This is a genomic window from Bradyrhizobium sp. I71, from assembly GCF_022354745.1.
Taxonomy (GTDB): domain Bacteria; phylum Pseudomonadota; class Alphaproteobacteria; order Rhizobiales; family Xanthobacteraceae; genus Bradyrhizobium; species Bradyrhizobium liaoningense.
On the sequence record NZ_CP059398.1, the window covers coordinates 4733556 to 4749069 of the forward strand.

Annotated in this window: 19 protein-coding genes; 9 read left to right on the top strand and 10 right to left on the bottom strand. The window is 65.7% G+C overall.

The window, feature by feature from the left end; all coding sequences use genetic code 11:
* Positions 1–34 precede the first annotated feature (34 nt).
* From FJV43_RS22845 to ychF, 4 genes are all read left to right on the top strand, one after another.
* Positions 35–286, top strand: a complete 252-nt coding sequence (locus tag FJV43_RS22845; RefSeq protein ID WP_194391531.1) for an accessory factor UbiK family protein — start codon at positions 35–37, stop codon at positions 284–286.
* A gap of 284 nt (positions 287–570) precedes the next feature.
* Entirely contained in the window at positions 571–1290 is a 720-nt protein-coding gene (locus FJV43_RS22850) for a 50S ribosomal protein L25/general stress protein Ctc (RefSeq protein WP_239621214.1), read from the top strand.
* A gap of 58 nt (positions 1291–1348) precedes the next feature.
* On the top strand, positions 1349–1954 hold the full coding sequence (gene pth / locus FJV43_RS22855; protein WP_239621222.1) for an aminoacyl-tRNA hydrolase: 606 nt from the start codon (positions 1349–1351) through the stop codon (positions 1952–1954).
* 149 nt (positions 1955–2103) lie between these two features.
* Positions 2104–3201 (top strand): redox-regulated ATPase YchF, encoded by a 1098-nt coding sequence (ychF, locus tag FJV43_RS22860; protein ID WP_239621224.1) that lies wholly within the window; start codon positions 2104–2106, stop codon positions 3199–3201.
* 139 nt (positions 3202–3340) lie between these two features.
* Here the strand turns inward: ychF and FJV43_RS22865 are convergent, their stop codons facing one another.
* A complete protein-coding gene (locus FJV43_RS22865) occupies positions 3341–3637 on the bottom strand; it encodes a DUF4282 domain-containing protein (protein ID WP_028176656.1) in 297 nt (98 codons plus the stop codon).
* 156 nt (positions 3638–3793) lie between these two features.
* Here FJV43_RS22865 and FJV43_RS22870 point away from each other — a divergent pair, with 156 nt between their 5' ends.
* The 3 genes from FJV43_RS22870 to FJV43_RS22880 all read left to right on the top strand — a co-directional run bounded on the left by FJV43_RS22870 (position 3794) and on the right by FJV43_RS22880 (position 5071).
* A complete protein-coding gene (locus tag FJV43_RS22870; RefSeq protein WP_239621226.1) occupies positions 3794–4246 on the top strand; it encodes a MaoC family dehydratase in 453 nt (150 codons plus the stop codon).
* Positions 4246–4728 (top strand): MaoC family dehydratase, encoded by a 483-nt coding sequence (locus FJV43_RS22875; RefSeq protein WP_239621234.1) that lies wholly within the window; start codon positions 4246–4248, stop codon positions 4726–4728. Before FJV43_RS22870 ends, FJV43_RS22875 begins: the two co-directional genes overlap by 1 nt.
* A gap of 196 nt (positions 4729–4924) precedes the next feature.
* Positions 4925–5071, top strand: a complete 147-nt coding sequence (locus FJV43_RS22880) for a hypothetical protein (RefSeq protein ID WP_194391538.1) — start codon at positions 4925–4927, stop codon at positions 5069–5071.
* A 138-nt stretch (positions 5072–5209) separates the two neighbouring features.
* Here FJV43_RS22880 and FJV43_RS22885 read toward each other — a convergent pair whose 3' ends face one another.
* From FJV43_RS22885 to FJV43_RS22925, 9 genes are all read right to left on the bottom strand, one after another.
* Positions 5210–5347 carry a hypothetical protein gene (locus FJV43_RS22885; RefSeq protein WP_239621235.1) on the bottom strand — a complete coding sequence of 46 codons (138 nt, stop codon included), beginning with the start codon at positions 5345–5347 and terminating at the stop codon, positions 5210–5212.
* Between the two features lie 345 nt (positions 5348–5692).
* Positions 5693–6115 (bottom strand): hypothetical protein, encoded by a 423-nt coding sequence (locus tag FJV43_RS22890; RefSeq protein ID WP_028176660.1) that lies wholly within the window; start codon positions 6113–6115, stop codon positions 5693–5695.
* A gap of 327 nt (positions 6116–6442) precedes the next feature.
* Positions 6443–7354, bottom strand: coding sequence for a hypothetical protein (locus tag FJV43_RS22895; protein ID WP_239629557.1), 912 nt, complete (start codon positions 7352–7354; stop codon positions 6443–6445).
* Positions 7355–7705: 351 nt separating this feature from the next.
* The gene (locus FJV43_RS22900) at positions 7706–8146 is read right to left on the bottom strand and encodes a nuclear transport factor 2 family protein (protein ID WP_061877450.1); all 441 of its coding nucleotides are present in this window, start codon (positions 8144–8146) and stop codon (positions 7706–7708) included.
* A gap of 234 nt (positions 8147–8380) precedes the next feature.
* Positions 8381–8827 (bottom strand): nuclear transport factor 2 family protein, encoded by a 447-nt coding sequence (locus FJV43_RS22905; RefSeq protein WP_239621237.1) that lies wholly within the window; start codon positions 8825–8827, stop codon positions 8381–8383.
* A 641-nt stretch (positions 8828–9468) separates the two neighbouring features.
* Positions 9469–12432 (bottom strand): excinuclease ABC subunit UvrB, encoded by a 2964-nt coding sequence (uvrB, locus tag FJV43_RS22910; protein WP_239621239.1) that lies wholly within the window; start codon positions 12430–12432, stop codon positions 9469–9471.
* A gap of 94 nt (positions 12433–12526) precedes the next feature.
* Positions 12527–12754: a hypothetical protein gene (locus tag FJV43_RS22915; RefSeq protein ID WP_239621241.1), complete on the bottom strand. Its 228-nt coding sequence runs from the start codon at positions 12752–12754 to the stop codon at positions 12527–12529.
* Between the two features lie 55 nt (positions 12755–12809).
* A complete protein-coding gene (locus FJV43_RS22920) occupies positions 12810–13034 on the bottom strand; it encodes a hypothetical protein (protein WP_028176666.1) in 225 nt (74 codons plus the stop codon).
* Between the two features lie 115 nt (positions 13035–13149).
* On the bottom strand, positions 13150–14064 hold the full coding sequence (locus FJV43_RS22925) for a LysR substrate-binding domain-containing protein (protein WP_239621243.1): 915 nt from the start codon (positions 14062–14064) through the stop codon (positions 13150–13152).
* 314 nt (positions 14065–14378) lie between these two features.
* On the opposite strand from FJV43_RS22925, the gene FJV43_RS22930 reads away from it, so the two are divergent.
* Entirely contained in the window at positions 14379–15158 is a 780-nt protein-coding gene (locus tag FJV43_RS22930) for a sulfite exporter TauE/SafE family protein (RefSeq protein WP_239621245.1), read from the top strand.
* Positions 15155–15385: a hypothetical protein gene (locus FJV43_RS22935; protein ID WP_239621247.1), complete on the top strand. Its 231-nt coding sequence runs from the start codon at positions 15155–15157 to the stop codon at positions 15383–15385. Before FJV43_RS22930 ends, FJV43_RS22935 begins: the two co-directional genes overlap by 4 nt.
* Positions 15386–15514: the final 129 nt, after the last annotated feature.

Here is a 15514-nt window from a genome sequence, read left to right on the forward strand (position 1 = left end):
TCGAGAGTTCGCGCAAAGTTTATCGGAGGCCGAGATGACCCAGACCAGCAACCGGTTGTTCGACGAGATCGGCCGCCTGATGAACGACGCCGCCGGTGCCGCCCAGGGCGTCAAGCGCGAGTTCGACACCGTGATGCGCACCCAGGCGGAAAAATTCCTGCGCGACATGGACCTCGTCAAGCGCGAGGAGTTCGAGGCGGTCAAGGACATGGCGCGCCTCGCGCGCGAGGAGAACGAGGCGCTGAAGGCCCGCATCGCGGCGCTGGAGGCCAAGCTCGGCGGGTAAGTTTCCCTCGGCGTCCTTCCGGGGCGATGCGGCAGCATCGAACCGGGAATCCCGAGATTCCCAGGTGCGCAATTGCGCACCCTAGTTCGGTCGCTGGTGCGACCGCCCCGGAATGACGGCAGCCGGTACCTCTTCCCGCCAGCCCATTCTCCTTGTCATTTCCGCATCTTCCGGGTAAAAGCCCGCCACGTTCGCGGCCCCCGCACCCCTGGAGGCTTGCTGCGGATGATGCCATGGGCCGCGCTGCGGCCCATTAACTTTTGCAAAAACAAGGACTTAACGATATGGCGACGACCGTCAAGGAATTGAAGGCGACCGCACGTCCGAAGAGCGGCAAGGGGGCCGCCCGGGCTGAGCGTCGCGCCGGCAGAGTGCCCGGAGTGATCTACGGCAACAACCAGCCCCCGCTGACGATCTCGATCGAAGATCGTGAACTGCGCCAGCGCATCCTCGCCGGCCGGTTCCTGACCACGCTGGTCGACATCGACCTCGAGGGCAAGAAGCACCGCGTGATTCCGCGCGACTACCACCTCGATCCGGTCAAGGACTTCCCGATCCATGTCGACTTCATGCGGCTCGGCGAAGGCGCCACCATCCGCATCAGCGTTCCCCTGCACGTGGTGAAGGCTGAAACCTCCCCGGGCGTGAAGCGCGGCGGCACCGTCAACATCGTCGCCCACGCGATCGAACTCGAATGCGGCGTCGAGAGCATTCCGCAATACATCGAGGCCGATGTCGGCTCGCTCGAAATCGGTCACTCGCTGCATCTGTCGGACGTCAAGCTGCCGGCCGGCGTGAAGGCGCTGACCCGCGAGGACGCGACCCTCGTCACCATCGTGCCGCCGTCCGGCTACGCCGAAGAGCAGAAGGCCGCGGCTGCGGCGGCTGCCGGTGGCGCGGCTCCGGGCGCTGCGGCGGCTCCGGCGGCTGGTGCGGCTGCTCCGGCTGCTGCTGCTCCGGCGGCGGCTGCCAAGGCTCCCGCCGGCGGCGACAAGAAGAAGTAATCTCTCAAGGCTGGCGCGCGGTCCTTGATCGCGCGCCGAGCGAGGGGCGCGCCGCGTCATGCGACTCTTTGTTGGGCTCGGCAATCCCGGCGCGAAATACGCACGTAACCGGCACAATATCGGCTTCATGGCCGTCGACGAGATCGCGCGGCGTCACGGTTTCGCACCATGGCGCCGCCGCTTTCAGGGCGAGACCTCGGAAGGCGCGCTCGGGTCTGAGCGCGTGATCCTGCTCAAGCCCACGACCTACATGAACGAGTCCGGCCGCAGCGTTCAGGAGGCGGCAGGCTTCTTCAAGATCGCCGAAGGCGACGTCACCGTGTTCCATGACGAGCTCGAGCTGCCGCCGGGCAAGGTTCGGGTGAAGATCGGCGGCGGCATCGCCGGCCACAACGGCCTGCGCTCGATCTCGGCGCATATCGGCAACGACTACCGCCGGGTGCGGCTCGGCATCGGTCATCCCGGCGTCAAGGAACTGGTGCACGGCCACGTGCTGTCGGACTTCGCCAAGGCCGACAACGAATGGGTGGCGACGCTCTGCGACGCCGTCGCCGAGCACGCCGCGCTGCTTGCCAAGGGCACGGATGCGACCTTCGCCAACAGGGTGCATCTGGCCATGCAGGCGAAGGGATTTTTGACCAAGGACGACAACGGCAAGGAATAGGGTCGCCGTTTTCTCCGTCATGCCCGGGCAGAAGCGCGAAGCGCGTCTTCGCGCTAGATGTTCCGGGCATCCACGTTCTTCGTTCCGCGCGTTAAGGCGTGGATGGCCGGGACGAAGCCCGGCCATGACGAATACGGATAGAGGATACCATGGGATTCAAATGCGGGATCGTCGGATTGCCCAATGTCGGCAAGTCGACCTTGTTCAATGCGCTGACCGAGACGGCCGCGGCGCAGGCCGCGAACTATCCGTTCTGCACCATCGAGCCGAATGTCGGCGAGGTCGCCGTGCCCGATCCGCGGCTGGAGAAGCTCGCCGTTATCGCCAAGTCCGGCCAGATCATCCCGACGCGGCTGACCTTCGTCGACATCGCGGGCCTCGTGCGCGGCGCCTCCAAGGGCGAAGGCCTCGGCAACCAGTTCCTCGCCAATATCCGCGAGGTCGATGCCATCGCGCATGTGGTGCGCTGCTTTGAGGATTCCGACATCACCCATGTCGAGGGCAAGATCGCCCCGCTCGCCGATATCGAGACCATCGAGACCGAGCTGATGCTCGCCGATCTCGACAGTCTCGAGAAGCGCGTCGACAATCTCACCAAGAAAGCCAAGGGCAACGACAAGGACGCCAAGGAGCAGCTCGATCTCGTCAACCGCACCCTGGTGCTGCTGCGCGAGGGCAAGCCCGCGCGCCTCGTCGACCGCAAGCCCGAGGAGGAGCGCGCCTTCTCCATGCTCGGCCTGCTGTCGTCCAAGCCGGTGCTCTATGTCTGCAACGTCGAGGAAGGCTCGGCCGCGACCGGCAATTCGTTCTCGAAGGCCGTGCAGGAGCAGGCCGCCAAGGAAGGCGCGGTTGCCGTCGTCATCTCGGCGAAAATCGAATCCGAGATCGCGACCATTTCCCGTGAGGAGCGTGCGGAGTTCCTGGAGACGCTGGGGCTGGAGGAAGCCGGCCTCGACCGCCTGATCCGCGCCGGCTACACGCTGCTCGACCTCATCACCTACTTCACCATCGGCCCGAAGGAAGCGCGCGCCTGGACCATCCATCGCGGCACCAAGGCGCCGGCCGCGGCCGGCGTGATCCATACCGACTTCGAGAAAGGTTTCATCCGCGCCGAGACCATCGCGTATGAGGACTATATCGCGTTCGGCGGCGAAGCCGGCGCGCGCGATGCCGGCAAGCTCCGCCTCGAAGGCAAGGAATACGTCGTCGCCGACGGCGACGTGATGCATTTCAGGTTCAATACGTAAGCTTGGATCTCGTGCCCCGGACGCAGCGCGCTTGCGGTGCGCTGCAGAGCCGGGGCCCAGGAGTCCCAAATGCGGAGGCATGGGTCCCGGCTCTGCGTCGCGTCATTTCATGCCGCGCCGCGTCCGGGACACGAGAAGCTCACCGTATCCCGCCGCCCTGGTCGCGGATCGCGCCGAGATGCTCGTTGATGCGGAAGACGATCAGGATCAGCTCCGCGACGATGCGCGAGAACACGATGCCGACCACGACGCTGGCGATCGAGGACAGTAGCACCAGGAAGCCGCCGAACGGGCTGATCGCCATCGCAGCCAGGCCAGAGAAAATGCCGGAGAGGCCGAACAGGCAGATCAGCGCGATCACCAGCCAATAGAAGGTCTTGATGATCGTCGGCGTGATGAAGCGGTCCCATTGAAACAGGTCGCTGAATGAAAACATCGCTCTCCCCAGGGGCAAATCAGGCCTCGGCCGTCGGTAGATCCGACTCAGGACCAACGCCGACACCCCATATGTAGCACGAGCCATGCGGGCCGGCGGGTTGAGATTGCCGCAAAGTGCGGCCACAATCTGTCATTTCCGCCAACCAATCCCAAGATGACCCTGACCTTCGAAGATTTCCCGCCCGGCCGGTTCGGAACGTTCGGCCCGCGCCGTGTCACCCGCGACGAGATATTGGCCTTTGCCGCCGAGTTCGATCCGCAGCCGATGCACCTCGACGAGGAGGCGGCGGCGAAAAGCATGCTGCGCGGCCTGTCCGGCTCGGGCTGGCACCTGTGCTCGCTGATGATGCGGATGATGGCCGACGGCTTCATCACCCGCGCCGCATCGCTCGGCTCGCCCGGCGTGGATGAGGTGCGCTGGCTGTCGCCACTTCGACCCGGCGACGATCTCATGCTCGACGTCGACGTCGTGGAGGCGCGCACCTCGAAGAGCCGACCGGAGCTCGGCATCGTCAAGTTCAAATGCACCATGCGCAACGCGGCGGGGCAGGCCCTCGCCGAGATGACCTCGCCGATCCTGATCAAGCGGCGCGAGGGAGCGGTCTGATGCGGTTCTTCGAAGACATCGCGATCGGACAGCGCCGCGAGATCGGCAGCTATACGTTCACGGCCGAGGCCATCAAGACGTTCGCCGCAAAGTTCGATCCGCAGCGTTTTCACCTCGACGAGGAGGAAGGCAAGCACTCGCTGTTCGGCGGGCTCGCCGCCTCCGGCTGGCATGTCGGCTCGGCCTGCATGAGCCTGCTTGTCGCCGACGGCCAGCGTCTGGCGCGGGAAGCAGCAGCGCGCGGCGAGGAGGTCGCGGTGTGGGGCCCGTCGCCGGGCTTTCGCGACCTGCGCTGGATCAGGCCCGTGCTCGCCGGCGACACCGTTGCTTTCGTCAACGTCGTCGTCGACAAGCGCACCTCGGCCTCGCGCCCCGGCTGGGGCATTCTGACGGCCCGGACCACCGGCACCAACCAGCGCGGCGAGGAAGTCTATTCCATCACCGCCAGCGCGTTCGTGCCGACGCGTGCGAACAGCGCTTAGACTCGTTCCAGAATGAAGGTGCAAATGAGTGCGCGAGTGTTGCCCGCGCGCTATGGACGCGATTCCGGGCGGCTGCCATAAGCCTGCGCAACATGGTTACCGCGAGCAGTTTGGCGGAACCAGTGAGTTGCTAACTAATTATGAACCTGTCGCTGTCTATTTGAAACGAATTGGCAGAGGACAGGGGACGAGGACCATGGCAGACCGCGGCGCACTCAAATTCGTTGGATTCATCTTCGCGACCGCGACGCTCGCCGTGATGCTGGTCGCCGGCATGGTGGTGAAGGGCTATGCCGATGGCGGCTACACCCTCGACGCCTCGACCGTGGAGGCCGCCCGATAAGGGGGCGTTGATTTCTGAAGCATGATCCGGAAAAGCGCGCAGCGGTTTCAGGAACGATCTGCTTAAACGACAATCCGGACCGCGATGACGCTTCATCCGAATCGCATCGCGCTTTAGGGGGCGACGTCCGGCCCTCTGTCAGCGGCTGTAGACGAACGCCAGCACCGCGATCGCGACCGCCAGCAATCCGACAAAGCGCAGCATGATCGTGCCGAGCTGATTCGGCGCGGGCTGCAGCGATATAGGGTCCGTGTTGTCGGGCCGAATGCTTTCCATGACGTGTCCCCAAGGCTCGGCCAAAACGGCCACGAGCGCTTGGCGTTTGTCGCGGGGACGGGGCGGAGGGTTCAAAGGCGGGGCTGTGTTGGGCCGCGCGAGTGCGTGACCGCGTGTTCACTGCCGCGCTGCCATGTCCTTCAGTCATCCCCTCCACGGTCATGCCCCGGCTTGACCGGGGCATCCAGTACGCCGCGGCCTCTCGGCTCCTGCCTCACCGTCTCGGAGTACCGGATCGCCCGATCAAGTCGGGCGATGACACCTTCGTTGGGGAGATCGCACCCCCCAACAAAAACCGCCGCGCCCCTTCCGGAACGCGGCGGCCGGTGATGCCGTGCTTTGCGATCAGCTGTTGCGCAGGCCGTCGGCGGCGCGCTTCCACTGCGCGACGTTGTCGGCGATCATGCGGGTCGACTTCATCGCGGCCTGGCTGAGCTGGGCGTAGCCGGAGATCTCGCGCTGGACGCGCTGGCCTTCGGCGTGGAGCAGGTCGCGCAGGCTCTCGAGCTCGGAGATCAGGTTCTCGATCTCGGCGAGCGACGTGCCGGCGACGCGCTGGATCAGCGAGTTGACGTTGTTGACGGTGGCTTCCGCGCTCGGGTCGAGCGGCGGCGCGTCGGTCGTGGTCGCGGCCGGGCGGCGCAGATAGGCGATGTCGTTGCGGACGAAATCGCGGATGCCGGCTTCGACCTCGGTCACGGCGGCGAGGTTGGTGTCGACCGTTTCGGTCTCGGTGGCTTCGATCTTTTCGGGACGGGTGGCGTTCATCGTTGTTCCCCTGTTCGCGTTGAGCGCAGCGCGAGTGTCCCCCGCACGACGACGTCTGTGAGGCTGCCTCATCAAGGCGTCCGAATTTGGCCGCAAATGGGCCGAGATGCGGCAAGGGGGGACGATTCAGGGGTTTTGCCGTGGCGCATGGTTAGGAGAGTATGAACGCCGTTGCGGCGACGACAACCCTATCCCCTCATGATGAGGAGCGCGCTCTTCGCGCGCGTCTCGAACCATGCAGGCCCGGCTGCGGCAGAGGGGCCTCGATCCTTCGAGACGCGCTCCTTCGGAGCGCCCTCAGGATGAGAGGAGAAGGTGGAGCTGGGACTACCAGCTCTTCTTGAACCCTGCCGTCACGCTCTTGTTGATCGCGCCCTGCGAGGTCTCGCCGACCGAGCCGGAGACAGTGACGTTGTCGAACAGCTTCTGCTCGGCGCCGATTCTGCGCAGCCATTTGTCGTCGGTGGTCGACAGCGTCTGGCCGGCGGTGATGCTGGTGCCGGTGTCGGTGAGGGTGACCTTGGCGGTCTGGTCGGTCTCGTAATTGCGCGTGACGTGTCCGCCGATGCCGGGGACTGCGGTGGTGCCCTGCTGGTTGACGCTGTAGCCGTTCTGCAGCGTCAGCGACGTGTCGCCCGACAGCGGCACCGACTTGGTCAGCGATGCCCCGATCTTGCTGTGCTCGGCGCCGGGATCGACCCGGGCTTCCACGGCGGTCTTGTCCCAGAGCGAGCCCGCGCCCGGCGCGGTCGCCGCCGCCCAGGCGCTGCCGGAGGATTGCGGCAGGCTGCCGCCATTGGTGGCCTTCTGCGCCAGCAGCTCGGACATCGTCCGCGGCTCGCTCGTCACCGTCATGTCGGCGCCGATCCGCGTATCCCAGAACGAGAACACGGACTGCTTCACGGTCACTGCCGAGGAGCCGTTTGCATTGGGGTTCGAGGACCAGTCCAGGCCGTCCCTGGCTGCGGCCTGGGCGCGCTTCTTGGCAGCCATGGGGTCGATACCGGTCCCGGCATCGACCGCGAGCTGGCTCCAGTCGAGCTTGTCGACGTCGATGCCCTTGAGCACGTCGGGGTCGTTGACGTCGGGGGCCTCGGCGGCCTCGGTCTCGGCCTCCTCGTCGGGCACTGCTGCGACCGGTGGAATGATCTGCGCCTGTAACGTCAGCACCGAGCCCAGAATGAATGCGGCCGCCAGCACCGGCAGCCTGGTCCAGCCAAACCCTGTCGAGAATTCCATCGTCCTGCCCGCGAACCCCAGCGCATGCTTGCCGATAATATACATCGGCGTTCAGCCATGCGCCATTCCGCTCACAGGATGCTGATCCATCGTTGCGGAATTGTGGCGGTTCTCCAAAGGGGACGCGAACCAACGGGCCGCGCGAACTGCGCGCGCCCGACGACGAGCTTTTGATGCGACGGCATCCGGCGGGGCTGGAGGCCAGGACGTCGCGGTAGCCTTGTCGTCGGTCCCGACAAGCGGGGCCCGTTGGCGTCCCCCCCTAAAGCGCGATGATCATCATCGCGCTTTAGGTTGTTGTTTGCGCATGATCTTTTCGGAAAACCGCTTCGCACTTTTCCGGATCATGCGTTAGCCGACGCTGGTCATCTTCGGCAGATGAATGGCGCGGCCGAGTGCCTGCTCGACCAGATCGAAGGTGTCGATCAGCACGCGCATGCTGACGAGCTTGCCCGCCCTGAACTGGGCGAACTGCGCCACGCGCAAGCTGATCGGCTTGTTGGAATCCAGTGCGGTCAGTGAATAGCGCAGCATCGAGGCGGCGGAATCGACGCCGAGCATGATGCTCTCGCGGTCGAAGCGGCGAACGTGGAAATTGTCGGCGAGCTGGCGGATGACGTCGAGCACGGCCTCCTTGCCCTGGCGCGCGCCGAGGAACGGAAACATGTCGATCGGGCCGTAGAGCGCCCACTCGACGTCCTCGTCGATGAGCGCTTCGATGTCCTCGAAATGCCGGTCGTTGATCGCGCGGTGCAACGCGCGCGAGAAACGCCAGAGGCTGTGCTCTGTCATTTTGGGCAGTCCTGAAGCTGGCTTGCGAAAAACGGAAAACAACCCCACGCACGGTCTGGTGCCGGGGCTCAACTCGTTTGTATACAAATAAAATAAGCGGTTTCGGCCAAAACGCAATTCACATTTTTGCAATGCACCATTGAACGGAATTTGTAAGATTTACAACAGAACCCCGTAATCTTCCGGGTCTGTACGCAAGCCCGACGCGGGTTCCAGGGCGAGGGGAGAGAAGCATCAATCGCCCCGCGCCCCCGTGATCAGCGGCCCGATCTCCCGCTCCAGCACCTGCTGCACCAGGTCGTAGGAATCGATGATTTCGCGGATCTCCGCCACCAGCCCGCCGCGGAAGGTGTAGAACACCGCCATGTCGAACTGCACGATGCGGTCGTTGCTGCGCTTCCTGTAATAGGCGTGCATGTAGGTCGCGACCGCCTCGCCTTCGGCGAGGATGTGCGGCGCCTTGTAGCGGATTTCCGAATAGCGCGACCAGACCGTCTGCCAGAGCTCGCGCAGCTCGGCCTTGCCGTGGCGCGGCACCATGTGCGGCAGCACGTCGACGGGCGCGTGGGTGAGGAAGTCGACGTCGTCGGTGCAGCAGGACAGCGCCGTCTCGATATCGCCGCGCGCGAAGGCCTCGAGCAGATGCACGATGCGTTGGCGATTCAGCTTCTCGACCGTCATCCTGCCCGTCCTCCTCTGGCCCGTGGCGTCACGCAGCGCCGACGCGTGGTGTCGCGCACCGACAATCCGCAAAGTCACAGGGACGTTGCAGACATTATGACGCGCGAGCGCCATGCCTGGTTCATGGCGTGCAATTGGGGGTTGAATTGCGGTATGCGGGAATTCCCGCCCATCCGGTTGCATGGCGCGCATGGCGCGCATGGCGCAATGCGCGCGGAGCAGGAGGCGCATAAGCGCCGTCTCGAAGGACGTGGTGCGCGCTCAGGCGCCGCCAGAGTCATGTGAGATGGCGCTGCCGCAGGTGGGGGAGAGGCGACGTCCGCGGCCGCACCGCCTGACCCATCTCACATCACCCCCCGGATATCCCGCCTAACGTCATCCCCGTCTCAACAGGGAGACTTCCCGGCCTTGTTCAGGACCGTCTATGAGCCAGAATTCTTCGAGGCCCATCTGTCGCTCTCCGACAAGATCACGGCCTGGCGCACCCAGCCCGTCGCCTCGCTCCAGCTCGTGACGATCTTGCTGCTGCTGTCGGTGATGACGGCGAGCATGGGGGGAGGAGAGCAAATCTCTCCTCGTCATTCCGGGGCGCTGCGAAGCAGCGAGCCCGGAATCCATAGCCACAACCAGCGCGGTTGCGCCTACCTCTTCTTCCACCCACCCCGTCGCCCCGGCATTCCGCCCGTCGACTTCGGCGCCGGTCCGAACTCCGGGCCCGACTGCCTTGAATCCGTCGGCTGGATGATGCGGCTGGTGCTGCCGAACGGCTTCGACGGCAGCGCGCGGTTTTCGCGGTAAGGCAGGGACTCCGGGCCGTGCATTTCGTCGAGATGCGGCTTGTGCACCTTCGAGCCGCTGCCGCCGCCGCTCGCCTTCAGTGCCGAGCTGACGGTTTTCTTCTTCATGGCGCTCACCGGCAAGTTCGCGGCGTCGCCGTACTTCTTCGCTCCGGCATAGGCGCCGGCCTTGCCCTGCACGGTGCGCTGCTTCGCGGTGGGGTCGTCGACCACCGCGAGCTCTGTCGCGCGCAGGCGCTTGACTTCGTCGCGCAGGCGCGCGGCCTCCTCGAAGTTCAGGTCGGCGGCGGCCTCGCGCATGCGGGTTTCGAGATCGGCGAGTACGGCTTCGAAATTGTGGCCGATCGAGATGACGTCGTCGGTCATGTCGTGGCCGCCGACCTCGACCAGCACGTGGTCGCGCTCGTAGACCGAGTTGAGGATGTCGCCGATCTGCTTCTTCACGCTCTCCGGCGTGATGCCGTTGGCGGTGTTGTACTCGACCTGCTTCTCGCGGCGGCGGTTGGTCTCGGCGATGGCGCGCTCCATCGAGCCGGTCATCTGGTCGGCATAGAGGATCACCTTGCCGTCGACGTTGCGCGCGGCGCGGCCGATGGTCTGGATCAGCGAGGTCTCGCTGCGCAAAAAGCCTTCCTTGTCGGCGTCGAGAATCGCGACCAGGGCGCATTCGGGAATGTCGAGACCTTCGCGCAGCAGGTTGATGCCGACCAGCGCGTCGAACGCGCCGAGGCGCAGGTCGCGGATGATCTCGATGCGCTCGATGGTGTCGATGTCTGAGTGCATGTAGCGGACGCGGATGCCCTGCTCGTGCAGATATTCGGTGAGGTCCTCCGCCATGCGCTTGGTGAGCACCGTGATCAGCGAGCGATAGCCGGCCTGCGCGGTGGCGCGCACCTCGCCGACAAGATCGTCTACCTGCGTACGCGCCGGGCGGATGTCGACGGGCGGATCGATCAGGCCAGTCGGGCGGATCACCTGCTCGACGAACACGCCGCCGCTCTCGTTCAGCTCCCAGCTGCCGGGCGTAGCGGAGACGGCGACGGTCTGCGGCCGCATCATGTCCCACTCCTCGAAGCGCAAGGGGCGGTTGTCCATGCAGGAGGGCAGGCGGAAGCCGTATTCGGCCAGCGTCGCCTTGCGGCGGAAGTCGCCGCGGAACATGGCGCCGATCTGCGGGATGGTGACGTGGCTCTCGTCAGCGAAGATCAGCGCATTGTCGGGGACGTATTCGAACAGCGTCGGCGGCGGCTCGCCGGGACGGCGTCCCGTGAGATAGCGCGAATAGTTCTCGATGCCGGCGCAGCTTCCGGTCGCTTCCATCATCTCGAGGTCGAAGGTGGTACGCTGCTCCAGCCGCTGCGCCTCGAGCAGGCGCCCCTGGTCGTGCAGCTGGTCGAGCCGCTGCTTCAGCTCGAACTTGATCGACTTGATCGCCTGCACCAGCGTCGGGCGCGGCGTCACATAGTGCGAATTGGCGTACATCTTGATGAATTCGAGCTCGTCCTGCTTGTGGCCGGTGAGCGGGTCGAACTCCTCGATGGTCTCGATGGTGTCGCCGAACAGGTTCACGCGCCAGGCGCGGTCTTCATAGTGCGCCGGGAAGATGTCGATGACGTCGCCGCGGACACGGAAGGTGCCGCGGGTGAAATCGGCCTGGGTGCGCTTGTATTGCAGCGCGACGAGGTCGGCGATGAGCTGGCGCTGGTCGATGCGCTCGCCCTTCTTCAGCGCGAACGTCATCGCGGTGTAGGTCTCGACCGAACCGATACCGTAGATGCAGGACACCGAGGCGACGATGATGACGTCGTCGCGCTCGAGCAGCGCGCGCGTCGCCGAGTGGCGCATGCGGTCGATCTGCTCGTTGATGGAGGAATCCTTCTCGATATAGGTGTCGGTGCGGGGGACGTAGGCCTCCGGCTGGTAATAGTCGTAGTACGAGACGAAGTACTCGACCGCGTTGTCCGGGAAGAAGTTCCTGAACTCGCCGTAGAGCTGGGCGGCCAGCGTCTTGTTCGGCGCCAGGATCAGGGCCGGGCGCTGCGTCGCCTCGATCACCTTGGCCATGGTGTAGGTCTTGCCCGAGCCGGTGACGCCGAGCAGCACCTGCGAGCGGTCGTTGCGGTTGATGCCCTCGACCAGCTCGGCGATCGCGGTCGGCTGGTCGCCCTTGGGCTCGTAGGACGACTTGATCTCGAAGCGCACGCCGCCTTCGGACTTCTCCGGGCGCGGCGGCCGGTGCGGCGTCCACACCTTCGTGGAGCCGTCGCCCTTGCGGAACTCCGGCCGGCCCTCGCGGATCAGCGCTTCCAGCGCATCCGCGGTCGCCTTGACGCCGAGCGCCTCCATCTTGCTGCGCGGCGGCCGCGCCAGCGCCTCGGCATCGTCCTCCTCGGTGGGAAGCCCGAGCTGGCGGGCCAGTTCCGGATCGAGCGTCGGGATCGTGGCCGCGGTGCCGTAATTGGCCTGCGGCGCCTCTTCCAATCCGGCCTGACGTGCCCCCGGCGGCTGCGGATTGGGCCGCAGCGGCATCGGCCGCGCAGTGTCCTGCGGAAATTCCTTCGGCGTCGAGGCCCGCGCGCGATGCGCAGCGGCCTCGCCTCCGGCGCGGCGGTCGCGCGAATTGTCCGGCGGCGGTTGCAGCCCGGTGCCGGATCCAAGGCCGGCATCGCCGCGATTGATCGCGGGATTGAGCAGCTCGGCCAGCGCCGGCCCGATCGGCTGCACATCGGGGCGATGCGCCTTCGAGTTCGGGGCCTTGGTCTTGGGGGATTTGCCGGACTTTTCGGAGGATGCAGGTTTCTTCGCCATCAGCCGAATATGGGACGAGTCCGCCCCGCGATAAAGGGCGAATGCCCGTCGCGATGCGGGCTGCTGACAGCAGGTTGGCAGCAGGCCGGAACCTTCAGGCCGCCGGCAGCGGCCCGCCGTCGTCTTCGTCCGGGACATGCGGCTCGAGGATGTCGAGATGGATGCCGCCGCAATCGCTGCAGCGCATGGTCCAGTACTCGCATCCGGCGCGGCCGGCGATCACGCGGAGCACCGCGAGATCGCCGTCGCATTCCGGGCAGTTGGACAGCACCACGCGGGTGTAGATCCGCGGCCGCGCTGCGTCGGTTTCGATGATGGACATGACCGGTGTTCCCCCCTGCGCGCTTTTTCTCTGGTCCGCCCGCGGACCCGCTGGCCTATTCGTCGTCGCCTTCGGCCCGCCGGCGGAAGCGATCGATGTGGTGCTTGGCATCGGCGATCGCCGCATCGGGATCGGGCCAGGCGAAGCCGACTTCCATGGCAGGAAACAGCACGCCGTCGATGGCTACCGGGCTGAAATCGGCCCGGCGGATCCGCGCGTGCCACAGCCCCTTGCCAGCTTCGAAGGATTCGATGTCAAAGCCGTCGTAAAGGGTCGTCATGAGTGTAGGTCCCACTTTTTTTTCGGAGGGTCAGGGGACCACGATTGCGAGTTTCAGAATGTGAAGCGGTTCACAAGCGACGCGGCTTTTTTTGCTCAAGCTTGTCGAAAAGGCTTCAGTTCCGCGCGCTGGCGCGGCCGATCCGGCGGGGGCGGGCGGCGGGTTCCGAGGCCGCGCGCATGATCCAGCGGCGGAAGGCGGCAAAGTCGCGCTGCTCGGTCTGAAAGCTGCGATAGAGCAGGTACCAGCGCATGCCCTTGGGCACCGAGAGGTCGAAGGGCGCCACCAGCCGGCCGGCAGCGAGATCGTCGTCGATATAGGGGCGGATGCCCATGGCGATGCCGAGCCCGTCGGCAGCTGCCTGCAGCGCCTGGCCGTAAAACTGGAACTCGGGTCCACGCGCGTTGATCCGCGCAACGCCCGCGGCCTTCAGCCAGATCGGCCAGTCCTCAGCGGAGTGCGCGACGCGGATCAGGCTCGGACCCTTCAGGTCGGCCGGGCGCTTCAGCCCGCCCGCGAGGCGGGGCACGCAGACCGGCGTGAGGTCGCCGGCAAACAGCGGCTCGGCGACGAGGCCGGGCCAGTCGCCGGTGCCGAGCTTGATGCCGCAGCTCCAGTCCTCGCCGAACGGAACCGACGCGCCGCCGGTGGTGAAGCGCACCTCGATGTCGGGCTCCTCGCTGCGAAACTCCGACAGGCGCGGGATCAGCCAGCGCATCGCAAAGGTGTGGCCGACACCGATGGTGAGCACGCGCACGCTCGAGGGCGCCGTCACCTGCGCGGTGAGGCTCGCCAGCGCATCGAAGATCGGGGTCAGCCCGCTCTGATAGGCGCGGCCGGCCTGCGTCAGCACCAGGCGGTTGGCCTTGCGCTCGAACAACGCGACGCCGAGCCGCTCTTCGAGCAGATGCACCATGCGGCTGACGGCGGCCGCCGACACGCTCAGCTCCAGCCCGGCCGCAGCAAAGCTGCCGGTCCGCGCCGCCGCCTCGAACGCCTTGATGCCGTTGAGAAACAGCAACCGCCGCAAATGCCCGACCCTCAGGAAAGCTGATGCCAGGGCAAGATAACTCAGTTTGCGCGAGGCGAGCAAGCGAGGCACTAGAATGAGCACAATTCCTGCTGATTTGTTGGAGCGCGGGTGCGGCCTCTTCGCCTCTCCCCGCCTGCGGGGAGAGGCCGGAATCCAAGCAGAGCTTGGATTCCGGGTGAGGGGGACTCTCCGCGAGTCCAACTGCCACTTCCCTTGCGGAGGCTCCCCCTCACCCCAACCCTCTCCCCGCTTGCGGGGCGAGGGGGAATGAGCAGCTCACGTCCCTTACATGCACCACGGAGATTTTGCTCGTGACGCCCATCATGATCGCTGCCCTTGGATTGCTGATGGTCGCCACCGCGTTCCTGTCGGGGCTGTTCGGCATGGCGGGCGGGCTGGTCCTGATCGGCGTGCTGCTGGCCCTGATGCCGTTGCCGACCGCGATGGTGCTGCATGCGATCACGCAGATGGCCTCCAACGGCTGGCGCGCTTTCTTGTGGCGGGCGCATATCCGCTGGCGGCCGGTCGCGAACTATATGGTTGGCGCTGCCGTCGCGCTCGCAGCCTGGTCGCTTACCCGCTACGTGCCGGACAAGCCGGTGGCACTGCTGATGCTGGGCGCCACGCCGTTTATGGCGCGGCTCCTGCCGACGACCATCAAGCCCGATCCCGCCCGTCTCTGGCAGGGCACCGTCTATGGCACCATCTGCATGGGCCTGATGCTGATGACCGGCGTCTCCGGCCCGCTGCTCGACACCTTCTTCCTCGGCGGCGATTTCGGCCGGCGCGAGAAGGTCGCCACCAAGGCGATGTGCCAGCTCGTCGGCCATTTCACCAAGCTCCTCTATTTCGGCGGCATCATCGACCAGGCGGCGAGCCTCGATCCCGTGCTCGCCGGCGTTGCGATTGTCGCCTCGATGCTCGGCACCACGCTGGCGCGGCGCATCCTCGAAGCCATGACCGACCAGCAATTCCTGGCATGGTCGAACAAGCTGATCACCACCATTGCCTGCTACTACATCGCCTATGGCGGCTGGCTCCTGGTTCGTACCCCGGTGCTGGCCGCCTTCGACAAGGGAGGTTTGCAATGAGCTGCAACGCCGATCCGCTGGTGCTGGACTTCGTCGAATGGGTCGCGCGCGAGCCGCGCGCCTATGCCGAGGTGATCGCGACCTGGAAAACCTCCTGCCCGCGCCTCACCATCTGGGAAGATGCCGCGGATCGCGGCTACGTCGCCCGCGAGACGATAGCCGGCGTGGGGCTGGTCATCGCGGTGACGGAGGACGGCGAGAGATTGCTGCGCACGAACGGACGGTGATCCGCAGATCTGTCTCCACATGTTCATTGCGAGCGCCAGCGAACCAATCCAGAATGCTTCCGCGGCGACAGTCTGGATTGCTTCGTCGCAGGAGCTCCTCGCAATGACGGAGCATGAGGAGGCTGCCAG